Origin of the sequence: Streptomyces sp. NPDC048637, assembly GCF_040650675.1 — a bacterium.
Taxonomy (GTDB): domain Bacteria; phylum Actinomycetota; class Actinomycetes; order Streptomycetales; family Streptomycetaceae; genus Streptomyces.
On record NZ_JBEZHQ010000006.1, the window covers coordinates 124,890 to 140,580 of the forward strand.

Annotated in this window: 9 protein-coding genes and 2 pseudogenes; 6 read left to right on the forward strand and 5 right to left on the reverse strand. The window is 67.4% G+C overall.

Annotated elements, in window-relative coordinates; genetic code table 11:
- Window positions 1-288 precede the first annotated feature (288 nt).
- The gene (locus AB0C46_RS11460) at window positions 289-1,674 is read right to left on the reverse strand and encodes an amidohydrolase (RefSeq protein ID WP_362827576.1); all 1,386 of its coding nucleotides are present in this window, start codon (window positions 1,672-1,674) and stop codon (window positions 289-291) included.
- Window positions 1,675-1,884: 210 nt separating this feature from the next.
- Here AB0C46_RS11460 and AB0C46_RS11465 point away from each other — a divergent pair, with 210 nt between their 5' ends.
- Together AB0C46_RS11465 and AB0C46_RS11470 are read left to right on the forward strand one after the other, a co-directional pair.
- Window positions 1,885-2,916: a methyltransferase gene (locus AB0C46_RS11465; RefSeq protein WP_362827577.1), complete on the forward strand. Its 1,032-nt coding sequence runs from the start codon at window positions 1,885-1,887 to the stop codon at window positions 2,914-2,916.
- Between the two features lie 145 nt (window positions 2,917-3,061).
- A pseudogene (locus tag AB0C46_RS11470) lies at window positions 3,062-3,244 on the forward strand (low temperature requirement protein A); the annotation flags it as partial.
- A gap of 482 nt (window positions 3,245-3,726) precedes the next feature.
- On the opposite strand, the gene AB0C46_RS11475 reads toward AB0C46_RS11470, so the two are convergent.
- Complete coding sequence (locus AB0C46_RS11475) at window positions 3,727-4,635, reverse strand: radical SAM protein (RefSeq protein WP_362827578.1); 909 nt, start codon at window positions 4,633-4,635, stop codon at window positions 3,727-3,729.
- Between the two features lie 906 nt (window positions 4,636-5,541).
- Here AB0C46_RS11475 and AB0C46_RS11480 point away from each other — a divergent pair.
- Window positions 5,542-6,756 carry a helix-turn-helix domain-containing protein gene (locus AB0C46_RS11480; protein WP_362827579.1) on the forward strand — a complete coding sequence of 405 codons (1,215 nt, stop codon included), beginning with the start codon at window positions 5,542-5,544 and terminating at the stop codon, window positions 6,754-6,756.
- A 1,659-nt stretch (window positions 6,757-8,415) separates the two neighbouring features.
- On the opposite strand, the gene AB0C46_RS11485 is transcribed toward AB0C46_RS11480, so the two are convergent.
- The 3 genes from AB0C46_RS11485 to AB0C46_RS11495 form a co-directional block, all read right to left on the reverse strand.
- On the reverse strand, window positions 8,416-8,916 hold the full coding sequence (locus tag AB0C46_RS11485) for a hypothetical protein (protein WP_362827580.1): 501 nt from the start codon (window positions 8,914-8,916) through the stop codon (window positions 8,416-8,418).
- 1 nt (window position 8,917) lies between these two features.
- A complete protein-coding gene (locus AB0C46_RS11490; protein WP_362827581.1) occupies window positions 8,918-9,154 on the reverse strand; it encodes a hypothetical protein in 237 nt (78 codons plus the stop codon).
- A gap of 1,077 nt (window positions 9,155-10,231) precedes the next feature.
- Window positions 10,232-11,986, reverse strand: a complete 1,755-nt coding sequence (locus AB0C46_RS11495; protein WP_362827582.1) for a recombinase family protein — start codon at window positions 11,984-11,986, stop codon at window positions 10,232-10,234.
- Between the two features lie 250 nt (window positions 11,987-12,236).
- Between AB0C46_RS11495 and AB0C46_RS11500 the strand changes: the two are divergent.
- The 3 genes and pseudogenes from AB0C46_RS11500 to AB0C46_RS11510 all read left to right on the forward strand — a co-directional run.
- Window positions 12,237-13,205 (forward strand): annotated as a pseudogene (locus AB0C46_RS11500) (low temperature requirement protein A); the annotation flags it as partial.
- A gap of 454 nt (window positions 13,206-13,659) precedes the next feature.
- On the forward strand, window positions 13,660-14,493 hold the full coding sequence (locus tag AB0C46_RS11505; RefSeq protein WP_362827583.1) for a hypothetical protein: 834 nt from the start codon (window positions 13,660-13,662) through the stop codon (window positions 14,491-14,493).
- Entirely contained in the window at window positions 14,486-15,607 is a 1,122-nt protein-coding gene (locus tag AB0C46_RS11510; protein WP_362827693.1) for a P1 family peptidase, read from the forward strand. The genes AB0C46_RS11505 and AB0C46_RS11510 overlap by 8 nt, the downstream gene beginning before the upstream one ends.
- The last annotated feature ends 84 nt before the right edge of the window (window positions 15,608-15,691 follow it).

Here is a 15,691-nt window from a genome sequence, read left to right on the forward strand (position 1 = left end):
CGTCGCGCGGCGCCGTGCCCCCGCTTCCGTCCACCCGACCGCCCTCCTCGCGCGGCGCCGTGCCCCCGCTTCCGTCCACCCGACCGCCCTCCTCGCGCGGCGCCGTGCCCCCGCTTCCGTCCACCCGACCGCCCTCCTCGCGCGGCGCCGTGCCCCCGCTTCCGTCCACCCGACCGCCCTCCTCGTACCGGACGCCTCGCCCGGTACGGCCGATGCTGGGGCTTGCCCCAAGGACAAGGTCAACGACTGCCGCCGGCGCGGTCGGCCCGGCCTGCCCCGCCGCCGCCGTCACCTCCGCGGTATCGCCGTCTCCGCCGCGTCCGTCGAGTCCGTCGCCCCCGTCGCGTCCGTCGCGTCCCTCGCCTCCGTCGCCGCGGGAGCCAGCCGGTTGAGTGCCGCGGCGGTCAGGGCCTCGACGCCCGTGGTGAGGGTCGGCCGGACCACGGGGACGAAGTGCGGCGAGTGGTTGGACGGGATGTCCTGTGCGAGCCGCCCGGCCGCCAGCGCCGTCCGGAACTCCTCCGGGTCCCAGCCGCCCAGCCACCAGTAGTAGAGCGGGGCCCCGGCGGCGGTCGCCAGCAGTCCGGCGTCCTCGCTTCCGGTGGCCGGTCCGTAGGTGAACAGCCGCTGCTCACCGAAGAGTTCGGTGAACTGCTCATTGACCGCCCGCAGGGTCGTGGAGTCGTTGACGGTGACGGGGAAGGAGTCCAGGACCTCGGTGTCCGGCGCGCGGTCCGCCCCGGAGGCGGCGGCCTCGGCACGCGCGATGCGGTCGATGGCGGCCAGCACGGCGGTGCGGACCGTCTCGTCGAAGGTGCGGACGCTGAGCCGTACGACGGCCCGGTCGGGGATCACATTGGCGGTGTCCCCGGCGTGGAAGGAGCCGACCGTGACCACCGCCTGGTCCTTCGGGGCGACCTCGCGGGCCACCACGGACTGCACCCGCTGGACGAAGGACGCCGCCATCAGGATCGGGTCGACGGTGGTCTCGGGGCGCGAGCCATGGCCGCCGGTGCCGTGGAAGGTGATCTCCAGGCTGTCGGCGGCCGCCATGCAAGGGCCGGGGCAGTAGGCGATCAGCCCGGCACCGAACGGGGCGACATGCTGGGCCAGCACCACATCGGGGGTGGGGACCAGGTTTTCGCTGTAGAGGCCGGCGTCGAGCATGGCGCGGGCGCCGCTGCCGACCTCCTCGGCGGGCTGGAAGAGCGCGATCAGGGTGCCGGACCAGTGGTCGCGGCCCGCCGCGAGCAGGTCGGCGGCGCCCAGCAGACAGGTCACATGGACGTCGTGCCCACAGGCGTGCATCCGGCCGGGGACCGTGGAGGCGTAGTCCAGTCCGGAGTTCTCGGTGACGGGCAGCGCGTCCATGTCGGCGCGCAGCAGGACCACGGGTCCCGGGCCGTTGCGCAGTACGCCGACGACGCCGGTCCCGGCGATGCCGGTGGTGACGTCATAGCCGCTGCCGGTCAGCCGGCGGGCGGCCTCGGCGGCCGTACGGGTCTCCTGGAAGCCGAGTTCGGGATGGCGGTGCAGGTCTTCGTAGAGGGCCACGAGGTCCGCGAGGCGGTCGTCGAGCGGGGCCAGGACGGCGGCGGCGGGGGCGAGGGCGGGGGCGGCGCTGCCGCGGGGGCCGGCGCTAGCGGTCGTGCCTGTCGTGTCGCTGTCGCTCATACACGCATTCGACCATGAACGGCCACCCCGCAACGAGCGACGGCCCCCGGCATACCCCGGAACCTTCCCCTAAGGGCGCCCCGCCCGTTCCTGGCCGGACTTCGCGGTTCCCACTCCCCCCGTCCGTGACACCGGGGCCCGCGGCTGCAACCGTGGATCACCGCCTGCGACCGGGACCAGCAAGCCCAAGCCGATGACTGGAGGCTGACGTTGGCCACTTCACCCAACCGACCGACCGGCGAGCCCCGCGACCTCACGGCTCATCTGATGGACCAGGCCATGGGCCATCTCTTCTCCGCCGCCCTGCGCACCGCGGTGCGGCACCGCATCGCCGACCATCTCGCCGAGGGCCCGCGCACCGCCGAGCAGCTGGCCGCCACCACCGGCACCCACGCCCCGCATCTGCGCCGCGTACTGCGCTATCTCGCCACCCGCGGCATCTTCCGGGAGGACGCCGCGGGCGCCTTTCAACTGACACCGGGCGCCCAGCCCCTGCGTACGGACGTCCCCGATTCGCTGCACGCAGCCGTGCTGATGATGACCGACGAGCTGTTCCTGCGGACCTCGGCCGCCATGCCGGAGGCCGTGGAGCACAGCGGCGCGTCCTTCGAGCGGATCTTCGGGGCGCCCCTCTTCGAGCATCTGCGGTCGGACCCGGCCACCCGCCGGCTCCTCGACGACGGGATGTCGTCGCTGTCCGCCCCGGTCGACGAGGCGGTGGCCGCCACCTACCCCTTCCCCGCGACCGGCACGGTCGTGGACATCGGCGGCGGCCGCGGCGGCCTGCTGCGCGCCGCGCTGCGCCGCCACCCGCAGCTGACCGGGGTGCTCTTCGACCAGGCGCCGCCGCTGGCCCACCACCTCCTGGACGGCGACGAGTTGAAGGGCCGCTGGCGCACCCAGGAGGGGGACTTCTTCGAGTCCGTACCGGAGGGCGGTGACCTCTATGTCCTCAAGCACGTCCTGCACGACTGGCCGGACGAACCGTGCCGGCGCATCCTGCGCAGCTGCCACCGGGCGATGGCGACCGGCAGCCGGCTGCTGGTCATCGACTCCGTGCTGCCGCCGGGCAACGGCCCGCACTTCGGCAAGACCATGGACGTCGCGATGATGGCGGTGGTCGACGGGCAGGAGCGCACCGCGGAGGAGTTCGCCACGCTGCTGTCGGCGGGCGGGTTCCGGCTGACGCGGGTGCTGCCGACCTCGGCCTTCCCGTCGATCGTGGAGGCGGTCGCCGAGTAGCCGCCACCCCGGGGCGACACTCCGCACCTCGCTCCCCTCGTGGCGACACGCCGCGCCTCGCTCCCCTCGTTGGCCGCACCGCCCGCCCGCGCTGTACTGAGGGCGGCCGCATCGGCCGACGAGAGGAGCTGACGTGCCGGTCCTCATGCGGGCGCGCCGCCGCGACGAGGAGCACCGCGCCGCCACCCCGCTGGAGCTCTTCTTCGACCTGTGTTTCGTCGTGGCGATCGCCCAGGCCGGCCGCCAGCTGACGCATGCGCTCGCCGAGGGGCAGCCGGGGCACGGCATCTCCGGCTATCTGATGCTGTTCTTCGCCATCTGGTGGGCGTGAACCAACGCAGCAACACGTTACCTCGCACAGGTCACCAACGACTACAAGCCAACATGCAGAAGCCCCGCCCATGCGCCACGGGGGCAGCGCACGGACGGGGCCGCTCTGGTCAGTGCGTGGGGTGCACTGGGGGGTTCTGGGCTCGCAGCTCTGCCAGTCTCCTTTGGTACAGGGGTCCGGCAACGTGTGCTGCCCGTGCCTCAGATGGGGCCGCCTCTTCAATGAGGTGATGCGCAATGGCCTTGAGGTGAGCCGACCACGCCAACACATGCTGCTGAGCACCCCGGCCGCATTCCTGCGGCTCACCCGGAAGGCACAGGGGCAGGTCCGTGCTCAGCTTGTTCGCAGCGTGTCGCACGTATCGGGCGATGGCCAACCACTGCTCCTCAGACCGCTGAACACCCCCGTGCCCCTCCTGAAACCACCGGCCGAAGTCGTCTCCGTGGTCGTCCATTTGCGCGCTCCTGCGGGCCTCTGAGTTATGCGGGTGCGGCGATCGTAGCCGCACCCACCGACGCGTCTGCCTCTCTCGGGTCACAGTGACCCACGGAAGGGGGACAAGGACCGCACGGCCCGCACATGGGGAGGAATTGCGGGGGCGTGCACCGTGCGCGTCCCTCCCCGTGCACGGCGGTAATGTCAGCCGTCACCTTGGCCATTTGCGCGCCGCCCCAAATCTCGGAAAGCGGGGTGACCAGCACATTGCCGATGTTGAGGAACCGGCCGAGAACACACGGCCACACGTCGCCGTTCGGACCGATTGCACATTTCTCATGTGCGCAGTGTCCGCACAGGTCGGCGATAGTCGGGGAAGCCCCCTTGCTGGCACGGCCGAAGGCCCGTGTCCGGTCTCCGCCGACCATGCCCACACCGAGCGTTTCAAGGTCCCGTGCAGCCTCCTGGACGCGCTGCCCGGACTGCACAGCTACGACACCGCCACGCAGCGGGATATCTAGGCTTAGTGCCTTTTCGACGTTCGCCCGGGTTTTCCGGTGTGAACCCCGGAGCCTGGTCACACTGTCGTGCTCCTCCGCTGTGTCGGAGTAGTACGACGTTGCGAGCTTGACCCCGCAGTCCGTGAAGGTCTCCCACAGGTCGTCCCGGATGTGGGTCATGTTGGAGAAGACTTCCACGGAGAGGCCGGAGCCGTGCGCGTGCCGGATGAGTTCCGGCAGATGCGGGTACAGCGTCGGTTCTCCGCCGATGAACTGGACGTCGCGCGTTCCCATTTCCGCAAGCTGATCAATGGTGTGCTGCCAGTTCACCATGGTCATGGTTCCGTGCGTCCCCTTGGGCGACGAGTCCGCGTAGCAGTGATCGCAGAACTCGTTGCAGAGCCCCGTCACTTCGAGCCACGCGAATAACAGTCGGTTTGCGGTAGCCGTCATTGTGCTCTCCTTGGTTGGCGGGAAGTGGGCCGGTGGGGCTCACCATTTGATGCGCTCCGCGTCTCCGCCGACGCATACAGGGCAAGGGCGTTTTCGGCTCTGTTTGCACTGGGCACACCCAGTGAACCCGCAGCATCCGTCACACCAAATCTCGCGGTGGTCGGCGCACATTCCGCAGTAGGACGCTGAGCTAGTTGGCTCTGCGGGTTTAGACGTTGGCACCTTCTGGGGTCGTCTCCGGGGCCTATTCGGGGCCAGTGGCACCTAGTGCCCCTCGGGATGCTTCCGCAGGTATTCGTTGCAGTAATGCACGCTGGTGGCGTCACCACCGGTTCGTGCACGGTCCCGCGTTTTCGCCAGCTCCAGACAACCGGCACAGCCGGGCACAGGCATGGGCTCCAATTGGCCGACCAGCTCCGGCAACGTCTTCTGCACTTCGCTGCGCTCTACGGCCATTGCAGCGCCCCCGGAAGATCCACACCTGTGGTGGCCACAACGAGCCCTTGCCGACGCTTCTGCCGCAGTGCCGCCACGCGCCGCTCGTGAGCGACTAGGTAGGGCCGGACAAGCCCAATGTCCTCACCCCTCAGCGCGGGAACGCGGGGCCTGCTGGCGGGCTCAGCGGCCGGGGCTCCGGTCGTGACCCGATGACGTCCCTCAGCGGGCAGTAAGAGCCGCAGCACCAGCCTGAGCAATCGAGCTGTAGCGTGGAACATGTCGTCAACCTCCCGGGGTTGATGGCCACGCCCCCGGACGTTCGCCGCGTCGCGGGGGTACTTGCATCGGCCCACGGAACCGTGCGAGCCAGGGCAGCGCCACAGCAGAAAAGCCGCAGTCATGCCGCAAGTTGGCCGCACTGGCTACGCTGACCAGGGCAGACACCCGGACGGGAGAGGACGGGCCAGGATGACCAGCAAGCGGCGTCGGTTGGCAGAGTGCCGGAAAGCATGCGGATTTAATCAAGAGGAATTCGCGGAAGCGGTCGGAGTGGACCGTTCTACCGTTCAGCGCTGGGAGAACGGAAAGACCGACCCTCAACCTTGGCAAAGGCCAAAGATCGCTAAGGTTCTGGAAATCTCCGCTAGCGCACTCGACGCACTACTGATCCCGGACGCTTATGCGCCGCCGCAGCCTCCTAACACCTGGCTTGCCGTGGCCCCTCCGGCCAGCGATGACGAATTCGAAGCCTATGAACTAGCGCGACGAGTGGGAGCAAGTAATGTAGGCAAGGAGACCTTGAGGCGACTCGAAAATTCCTTTGACGAGTTGGCCATGAAGTATCCAGTTTCTCCGCCCCAAGAATTGCTAGAGCGCGTGCGGAAGCACTCCACCTACGTGGCGCAGCTCATGGACGCACGTATGACCATCGCTGAACAGCGACGCCTATATATCGTCGGTGGCTGGTTTCAACTCTTGGGCGCCACGCTCCATATCGATCTCAACCAGGATCACGCGGCTACGGCACGATTGCAGACAGCCGCCACGCTTGCCCAACACGCCGAGTTCCGAGAAATTGAGGCGTGGTGCTACGAGACGGACGCTTGGCGAGTTCTCACGGATGGTGACTATAGTCGCGCGCTCGAACTATCCCAGGTAGCTCAGCAGCTAGCCCCATCAGGAAGCTCGGTCGCCATTCAGGCGACTGCCCAAGAGGGAAGGGCACGAGCACGTCTCGGAGAAAGGGCGGAGACTTACGCTGCTATAAACCGCGTCCAGCAAATGTCGGGGGCACTGACTCCGCGAAAGAGAACGGAGCACCATTACCAGTACGACCCCGGCAAGTCATTGGCGTACACCGCAACCACTCTCGCATGGGTCGGAGATCCGACAGCAGAGACCTACGCGCGAGAATTGATTGCCAGACTTGCCCCCACTGATGACATTCACAAATGGCCGCGTCGTGTCGCGTCGGCAAATATCGACCTGGCTCTAACTTTGCTAGGTGGCGACCGGCTAGACGAAGCGTGCGACGCTGCCCAGCGCGCTATTCTGTCCGGCCGCATCGTGCCGTCCAACTATTGGCGTGCGCTGGAGGTCGTCAAGGCTGTGGAGGCCCGGCAACTGCCCGAATCGTCGGATCTCCGCGAGGCATACCAGGGGCTCACGGCTCTTGAGGGCTAGCCTCAGCAGCGATCACGTTGCGTATACGGCATCCTTCAGCCGGCCGGGGCCTCATGGGCAACAATGTCCGTTTCTCTACCACGCTGCGTAATCGGAACGCCGAAAGCCCCCGACGACCACCCAGCGCGGGCAGTTATAGGGGGTGGGTTCAAAATTGCTGAGACAGATTTCAGTACGAACTGGTCCGGCAGACTCGCCCCCTGCGCTGCGATCAGCCTCCACATCAGTCTTCGTCATCATCGCCCGACGAATGGATTCCCGCGCGAGCGCTCAGCCGGTCACGGTCGGGCGACCGCCACGCAATACTCAATGACTGTCTTTCGCTGCGGGTCGCTGAGAGCAGCGGAATGCACCAGGGCGGGAATCGTCCCCGCCCACACGTCCGCAGCCTTTTCCCGCACGCCTTCGGCGGAGTCGCCCGGCAACAGCTCGGACCAATCTGGCTCGACCGGGGGCACCGGGGCGAACGTCGCCCCCCTCCCGGAATTGGGAGCAGGGCAAAAGGTGCCTTCCCTGACAGCCGTATATGCGGTTTGGGATTTTTCCCAGGAACAGCCTCGGAATGTCACTCCACAGAAACAGTCTAATTGACCATGAGAGTTTTTTGCCTCCCTGCCGTTCTGGCAGGCGAGGGGAGGGGGCCACCCCCCTGGTCGAGCTGTGCCCTATGACCGAATTGGCTTCGCATTCGCAGCAGCCCAACCGCCCGGTTGCCGCGTAGCGGTCTCGCGGTTGTGGCACTGCGTGCACAGCGGACGCAGACGACTCGACGCGTCAGGATCGGCGACCCCTTGCGCCACCAACTCGCGTCGCGACAAAGGGAAATGGTCAGCGACCGTCGCCATGCGACCGCACAGCAGACACCACGGGTTCCGGTACAGGTACGCCTTACGGATGCGCTGCCACCGTGTCCCGTAGCCGTTGGCGGCACTCGTTCCGCGCTGCTGCTCTGCCTCGCGTCGGTGCGTCTCGCAGCGCCCGCCCGTGGTCAGCTCGGGGCACCCGGGGACAGAGCACGGGGGGCGGGGCTTTCGGGGCATGAGGGGATCACCTCCGGTCGGGGGTCTCTCCGAGGGGCGACGTGTACGGAACAGTCGTGGTCTCGCTGTTCACGCCTTTTCACGTATCCGGCGCCAATTCACGGCTCTCACGCCCTAGCCGTCTAGTGCAGTCGGCACTGCCCCGGTGGGATACAGGCATGGCAACCAACAAGAAGCGAGCACCCGTCTTTGAACTGCGCTGCGGTGGACTCCACTTGACGATTCACCGCATCCCGGGATGGCTGGTGGCAGTACTCGCCACAGCCGTGGGAAGCGGGCTTACGGCATGGATCACACATCGATGATGGTTGCTGAACCGCACCGTTCTGCCCCCTGCCATCAGACTCGGGGCAACCGGGTATCGGGCAGGGGGCGGGGCTTACGCGACGTGAGGGCCCCTCGGTCGAATGACTGGGGGGTCAATGGGAGTTCCGTCCGGGTGGCGGGGCGTGAGGTCGAGAACCGTGAGCCGGCCAGCGTGCCGCATTCGCTCCCCCCCTGGGCATCACGGTCTCCGCGTCCGTTGCTGTATCAGCCCACGCGGGCCGCCCGTGCTCATCACGGGGGAAGTACGGGTAATCGCCGTCCGGTCCGGGGTCGAGTGCGTCAACCGCCACCATCAATCCTTGCTGTCCAGGAACTCATCCCGCTTCTCCCGCAGTTCCGAGGAGAACGCGGCGGCCTTCTCATGCGCCATCTTCTCGGCGTGGTCCTCGATGTCGCTGAGAATGGCTATAGCGTAGAAACGCTGTTCAGGCACCGTAACCTCTTCCCGCGATGCCCTCTGTGCGCGCTGCGCTTCGTCAAGTACGTTCCTGCGCTTGTGACGAGCTGCCCGGTATTCAACGTAGGCGGCAAACCAGGGTTCAGCGGTCAGCAATTCATAGAAGCGCTTGTGCGCATCGTCACCAGAGTTTGCGGCTTCGTCGGCTCGGTCGCGCCAGGTCGTCGCGAACTCGCGGTCATACACCGCGCCGCGCTCTGCCTTACGGGCCGCTTCGGCTTCCTGCGCTGCCTCCAACTGAGCTTGTGCGTCAGCGAGTGGGGCGGAGATTTCTTCAGCCTGCGCCCGGAGCTTGGCCACGCGCTCCGCAGCCTTCTCGATCTCGTTGGTGGTCATATCAGTTGGCACCCTTCGTCACGTCGCGGCCGTGCTCGGCTGCAATCTTCTTGTCATTCTCGTAGTAGCCGAGGCTCATCCGGATAGACGTGCCGAGCGTTTCGAATTCTTCGGGGCGCGAGTCGCGCAGTGCGGCGAGTTCTTCCATGCGCTCGTCCCGCTTGAAAGCGTCGGCGCGGATCTGGCCCTTTTTCCGGGGACCGTCCAGGAACCCGGTGCGGCTAAGAATTTCACTCATGGCCTATTCCTTGCTGTGTGTTCGGGCATGAAAAATCCCCCGTGACTCATCAGGGGGGAGAACTAGTTTGGCTATGGGGATTGTTGGGATCTGCGCTGACGATAGTCGGCCTGTTTGCAGCGCGAGGAACAGAAGCGTCTAGGTCGGCCTCTGCCGCTCCATCCGGCTGGCTCGCCACAGTAGGCACAGCGGGCGTCCTTCCGATCCTCTGCGGCCAACCAGGCGGCTTCCTCTAGGTCATCCTGCGCGGTCATGCAGTCGGTCCCTGCTTCCTCGGCATAGTCGCAATACTTCTGCCGAGGACGTAGAGGCTCGAAGAGTTCACCGCACAGTGGGCAGGGCTTCATGTCTGGGCGGGCGGGTCGGTTACGGGCACGATGTGCGGCTTGCCGACAGGCTCCCGAGCAGTAGCGCTCTTGTTGGCCTGTCAGGTATTCGCCGCAGCGGTCGCAGCGGTCGCACTGCTCAGCGGGAGCGTAGTAGCCCACTCGGTCCCTCCTTGGACAACGATTCGGGGTGGTGGTGTCACGGCCTCCGGACTTTTCTAAAAAGTCTTAGTGTTTTTTCTCTTTTGTTACGTCGAAAAAATATAAGTAACTCGTCACTCCTCAGCCTCCCTTCGCTGATTGCCGGGCACGGCGGGCGGTCCACTGTCGGCAGGCTGCCGAGCAATACAGCGGGCGCCGTCCACGCCCCTCGTAGACCACGCTGTTAGTGCAGTCGGAACGGGCGCACCGGGGGCCGTCGTACGGGCTCTGAGCGGCTCGCAGCGCCTCGCTGACGAACTGGTGCGCTTCCGCTGCCCGGCGGTCGCCTTTCGCTGCCAGGGCGTTTGCTCTGCCCTGCGCCCGTTTCAGCAGGCTGACGAGTGAGTCATGTTCGATGTTCATCGCGCCCCCAGGGGTGTCGTCCGTCGGTGAACGGGGAATTTCGCCTATCGGCCTATACGGAGGGCAGAGCTTGCCCGTGACCTCCCGCAGCGATCCTGCAACGGCCTTACGCGACCGTCTGCGGGCAGGAAAGAGCCCCGGCGGTCTCCATGGACCTTCCGGGGCTCCCGAGGACTCTCAGGCGGCTCTACGCTGTCGCGCTCTCCAGCCGCCTAGCGCGGGTCTGCGCCACGCTTTCCAAATACATGCCGCGAGCCGCGAGGTTGACGGGGTCGCTCTCTTCTCGCCACTGAGGAACAAGCCTCTCGCTGATGGGCGTCCGGTCGCCCCGGCTCTTCGGCGGCAGCAGTATCACACTCTTGAGCGCTGCCTTAATCAGCGCTCTACGCCCCTCGATCCCGGCACCCTCCCAAAGAAGAGACAAGGCCTTGGCATCCATCAGCGGGGAAAGATCAGGCTCCCTGCCCAGTTCAGCAAGTTCCGCCTTAAGGCTCGCTATCTGTGCTTCGAGATCAGTTCGCAGAGAGTCATACTGCGTCTCATCCATGCCGCCTCCAATGAAGAACTCTTTCTTGAGTTTCAGTTCACGAGAGGCCGCGTTGTCTAATGCGGCAGACACAGCCTGTTTACGAGTCTCCTTTTCCGGGTCCTGATAGGAAAGCCAGCGACGCGCAATAGAATGAATTGTGTCCGAATCAGGCGCGAGGCTAAGGATGTGGTTCGTCCAGAGTTCGGCCATGGCATCGTCTACCCGCTGCCGCATTGTGGCTATTCCCTGACACACCGACGCGCCTTGATTTATCCGGGCGAGACAACGGTAATTGCGACCCCCGTTCCCCATTGGGCCTTTGCAGTACGGGCAGCGAAGAATACCCGTCATGATCGTGGCCGCCTTACGAACTCCCCGCGTCCGATCGCCGATTGCCGTACCAGGGCGCGCCCGCTCCGCAATAATGGCATTGATCTTCGTCCATTCCGCGAACGTGACGACTCCTTCGCCTGCCTTAATAGGGTGCCCGTCCGCACCCATCAGCGGGTTACCGCCCCGGTGCCACTTATCGAGTGGGTTTCCGAACTCGTCCTTTTGGCGCTCACGATCCGGAATGAGACCCGCCCAGCTGGGCGACTGTGCCAGATGAATGATGGTCTGCGCCCGCCATTGCTTTCTCTTGCGAGTCGGAATCTTGCGCTCATTCAGATCGTTGGCTATCTCTGCCGGGGTTACGCCACCCAACAGCCTTTCTGCGATAAGAGGGCGGGCGTACTTATATTCGGCCGGATTGTGGCGCAGCTTGCCCGATCCTTTGGGGCACTCAAGCCCGTACGGCGTGACTCCCCCGGGCCAGCGCCCGTCCGCCTTATGCGCATCTCCACCTACCTTTGTCCAGTGTGCAATATCGGCGGCCTGTTCTCTCGCCTGTTCACTCAGAATCGCGAGAACCATTCGCGAACCCTTGGAAGAGTCGATTTTCTCGACAGTCACGACGATGCGGGCACGCCGCTGGTCAAATTGGTCCAGTAGTGTGCCGACCTGCCCCATTCCACGACGAGAAAGGCGGCTCGTTTTATAGACGTAGAGCGTCTTGGAGAGTCCGGCGATTACGGCAGAAATCGCGTTGTCGAACTCTTCGCGGCGCACGTGCGCTTTGCTGGCAGAGCGTTGTTCAAACCAAACACGCCGAACCCGCTTCCCCTCTCCGTCGGCGTGTGCACACATTTCCCGCACTTGCTGACGGAGACTGGAAAGCGTGTCCTTCTTCTTGCTGCGCCGGACGTACATCTCTGCCAAATCGACAGGAGTGCCGGTCGCTGCCTCCAAGAGGCCAAGATCCGTCAGTTCCTCGTCTTTAAAGCCCATCGCGCGCAGCGTTGACAGGTCTTCACGTTCCATGATCATCCGTTCGCCGAAGGTGACCACTGCTTGTTCGGCGGATGGGCGCACGTCTCGGAAAAGGTCCGTTGTCCCCGTGCTCTCCGTTGTGGGGGGCAGGGCTTGCCCGCGACCCCTTACACGGTGATGTAGGGGCCAGCGAGTTCCCGGATGTAGTGGAGAGCGAGGGTTTCCCAAGGCCGGGGACGGAGTACTTCCCTGGTTACAGGGGAGAGCGAGGGTTTCCCACGGTGGGGACGGACAGGTTCCGATAGGTACGTTTCCGCAGTTCAGGCGTGGTGTTGCTTCGTTGGCTCACGGGTGGGCCTGGATGAACTTCAGCTGGTTCGCCTCGGCGTACGACACCGACGACGCGCTCTACCGCGTGGTGACGCTCGTCCAGATGGCGGGGGTGCTGGTCCTGGCCGCGGGCGTGCCGCGGGCCTTCGAGCACAGCGACTTCACCGTCATCTGGTTCGGGTATCTGGTGATGCGGCTGGCCATGGTCACCCAGTGGCTGCGGGCCGCCGTCGGCAGCCGGGGTGCCGAGCGGCGCACCGCGCTGCGCTACGCCTTGGGGGTGACGGTGTGCCAGATCGGCTGGCTGGGCCTGCTGGCTCTGCCCGAGCACGACATCCCGTGGGTGTTCGTGGTCGTGGGCGTGCTGGAGCTGGCGGTCCCCGCGCTGGCCGAGCGGGAGCGGCAGACGACCTGGCATCCGCATCACATCGCCGAGCGCTACGGCCTGTTCACCATCATCGTGCTGGGCGAGACGATCGCGGCGGCCACCCTCGCCGTGCAGTCGGCGCTGGACAGGAACGAGGCGCTCGGCACGCTGCTGCCGATCGCGGGCGGCGGGCTGCTGCTGGTCTTCGCCGCGTACTGGATCTATTTCGCGGTGCCCATCCACCTTCACCTCCGCTCGAACCGTCAGGCCTTCCTGTGGGGCTATGGGCACTACCTCGTGTTCGGCTCGGCGGCCGCGGTCGGTGCGGGCATCGAGATCTCGGTGGAGGAGTCCTTCGGCAGGGCGCATCTGTCGGCGTTCGCGGCGGCCGCCTGTGTCACGGTGCCGGCGGCGCTGTTCATGCTCACGGTGTGGCTGATCCACTCCCGGCACCAGAAGCGGGGTCTGGCCCAGCATCTGGTGCTGCCGGTGTCGGCGCTGCTGGTCCTGGCGTGCACCTTCGCCGGACACGGCGCGGTCCTGGCGACCGGGCTGGTGGCCTCCGCCGCGGTGGCGGTCGGCGTCTCCCTCACTTCCCGTCAGGGCACCGCGCTGGTGGAGTAGCGGGCCCCCGTCACCCATCTCGACGAGCACCCCGGCACCGATCTCATCGACGGTGCGCCGCCCGTCCCGGCGAGGCCTCCGGCGCCGCCGCGCCCCTCCCCCTCGGCGGACCTGACGACCCGTCCAGCCCCGCTCCAGCCCCGCTTCCGCCCTGATCCCGCCCTGATTCCGCATCAGATTCGGCCATCTTCACGTTCCGCCGGACGAGGCCCCCCTCACCAGCGCGGGCGCCACACGCGACCCACCCCATTGCCCGTCAATTACCCACCAATGGACCCCACTTCCCGCCACTTCGTCCTCTTGTTCCCCACTGCTCGCAAGGACCAGCGGAGGCGCGCGGACGCTGAAGCGGTAGGGTGCAGATTGCCCTTTTTATGACAGGGGGTGCCCCTGTGGGAGACCCGCAGGAAGCCCCGGGCACCGACCGCCGTCCGTACCTGAGGAGACGCCAGCCATGGCCCGCCACGCTCAGTCCCGCGCGCGGACGAGACTGTCCCGGCGCAGCAAGGCCGTGAGCGGTCTCGCCCTCTCCACCCTGGTCGGCACCGCCCTGTGGGCGTGGCCGGCCTCGGGCGACGACCACAACAGCGGGACCGACGCCAAGAGCACCATGTCGACGACGGCTTCCGGCCCGGACACGCCACGTACGCCCGTGTCCGCGCCGAAAACCGCCCCGAACGCCGCACCGAACGCCCCGGCCGCACGGCCGATCCCGGGCCTCAGTGACGCGGCCAGGAAGCGGATACCGGCCGACTCCCGACAGGTTCTGGTCGTCACGGGCAAGGACATGGACTCCTTCCAGTCCCGGGTCGTCCTCTACACCCGCGAGGAGGGTTCGGACGACTGGGAGCCGGGCGCCACCTGGCCCGCGCACAATGCCGCCCGCGGGTGGACCGACGACCACCACTACGGCGATCTGCGGTCGCCCATCGGGGTCTACCCCCTCACCGACGCGGGTGGCCTGCTGGCCGCGCCCGAGGGCACCAAGCTCCCCTACGACCGCAACGGCAGCTTTGTCGCCGACGGCACCGGCGTGGAGGGCGAGCCGCTGGCCGGCGCCTTCGACTACGTCATCGCCATCAACTACAACCGGGAGCCGGGAACCTCCCCCCTGGACCAGCAGCGCCCGTGGGGCGTCGCCAAGGGCGGCGGCGTCTGGCTGCACGTCGACCACGACGGGCCCACCCAGGGCTGTATCAGCCTCAAGCCCAAGGTGATGCGGGAGCTGCTGCGCACCCTCGACCCCGACCTGCACCCGGTCATCGTGATGGGACCGGCCGATTACTGAGCAGCCGGCGGGTACGCCGCACCCCACGGGGCCGCAGGACGCCCTCACCGACGTCCTCGGCCTCCGGGTCGGCCACGCCCAGCGCATCGGTGACGGGTATCTGACCGGCACCACCGTCGTCCTGGCTCCCGAGGGCGGCGCCGTCGCGGCCGTCGACGTACGCGGTGGCGGCCCCGGCACCCGGGAGACCGACGCACTGGACCCGCGCAACCTCGTCCAGCGCGTCGAGGCGCTGGTGCTGACCGGCGGCAGCGCCTTCGGCCTGGACGCCGCGTCCGGTGTCACCGCCTGGCTGGAGGACCAGGGCCGGGGCTTCCGGGTCGGCCCGGACCCCGCCCAGGTCGTCCCGGTCGTGCCGGCCGCGGCCCTCTTCGACCTGGGCCGCGGCGGCAACTGGCGGGCCCGCCCGGACGCCGCCCTGGGCCGGGCGGCGGCCGACGCCGCGGCGGGCACCGAGCCCGGCGCCCCGGTGCCCCGGGGCAACACGGGCGCCGGCACGGGCGCGGTGGCCGGCGGCCTCAAGGGCGGCATCGGCACCGCGAGCGTGGTCCTCCCCTCGGGCGCCACCGTCGCCGCCCTGGCCGCCGTCAATGCCGCGGGCTCCGTCACCGACCCGCGCACCGGCGCCCTCTACGGCCATCTGTACGAGGACCCCACCGCCCTCCCGGCCCCCGAGGTGCACGCCGCCGCCCTGCGCCGACTGGCCGAGGCCCGGGAAGAGTCCGGGACCCGTTCGGCAGCGTCCGTCCGTCCGCCGCTCAACACCACGCTCGCCGTGGTCGCCACCGACGCCGCCCTCACCCGCGCCCAGGCCCACAAACTCGCCGGCACCGCCCACGACGGCCTGGCCCGCGCCGTCCGCCCCGTCCATCTCCTCTCCGACGGCGACACGGTCTTCGCGCTGTCCACCGCCACCCGCCCGCTCGCCCCCGAAGAGTCCCTCGCCGACCCCGCCTTCGGCATCCACGCCGAGGCCGGCGCCCTCAACGAGATCCTGTCCACCGGCGCGGACGTCCTGACCCGCGCCATCGTCGACGCGGTCCACTCCGCAGAGACGGTGCGCGGCCCCGGCGGCGTCTTCCCGTCCTACCGGGACCTGTACGGAACGACCTGAACGGCAACGGACACGGACACGGACACGGCTACGGCCACGGACACGGACACGGCCGGACGCCCCTGAAGCGGCGACGGCAAACGG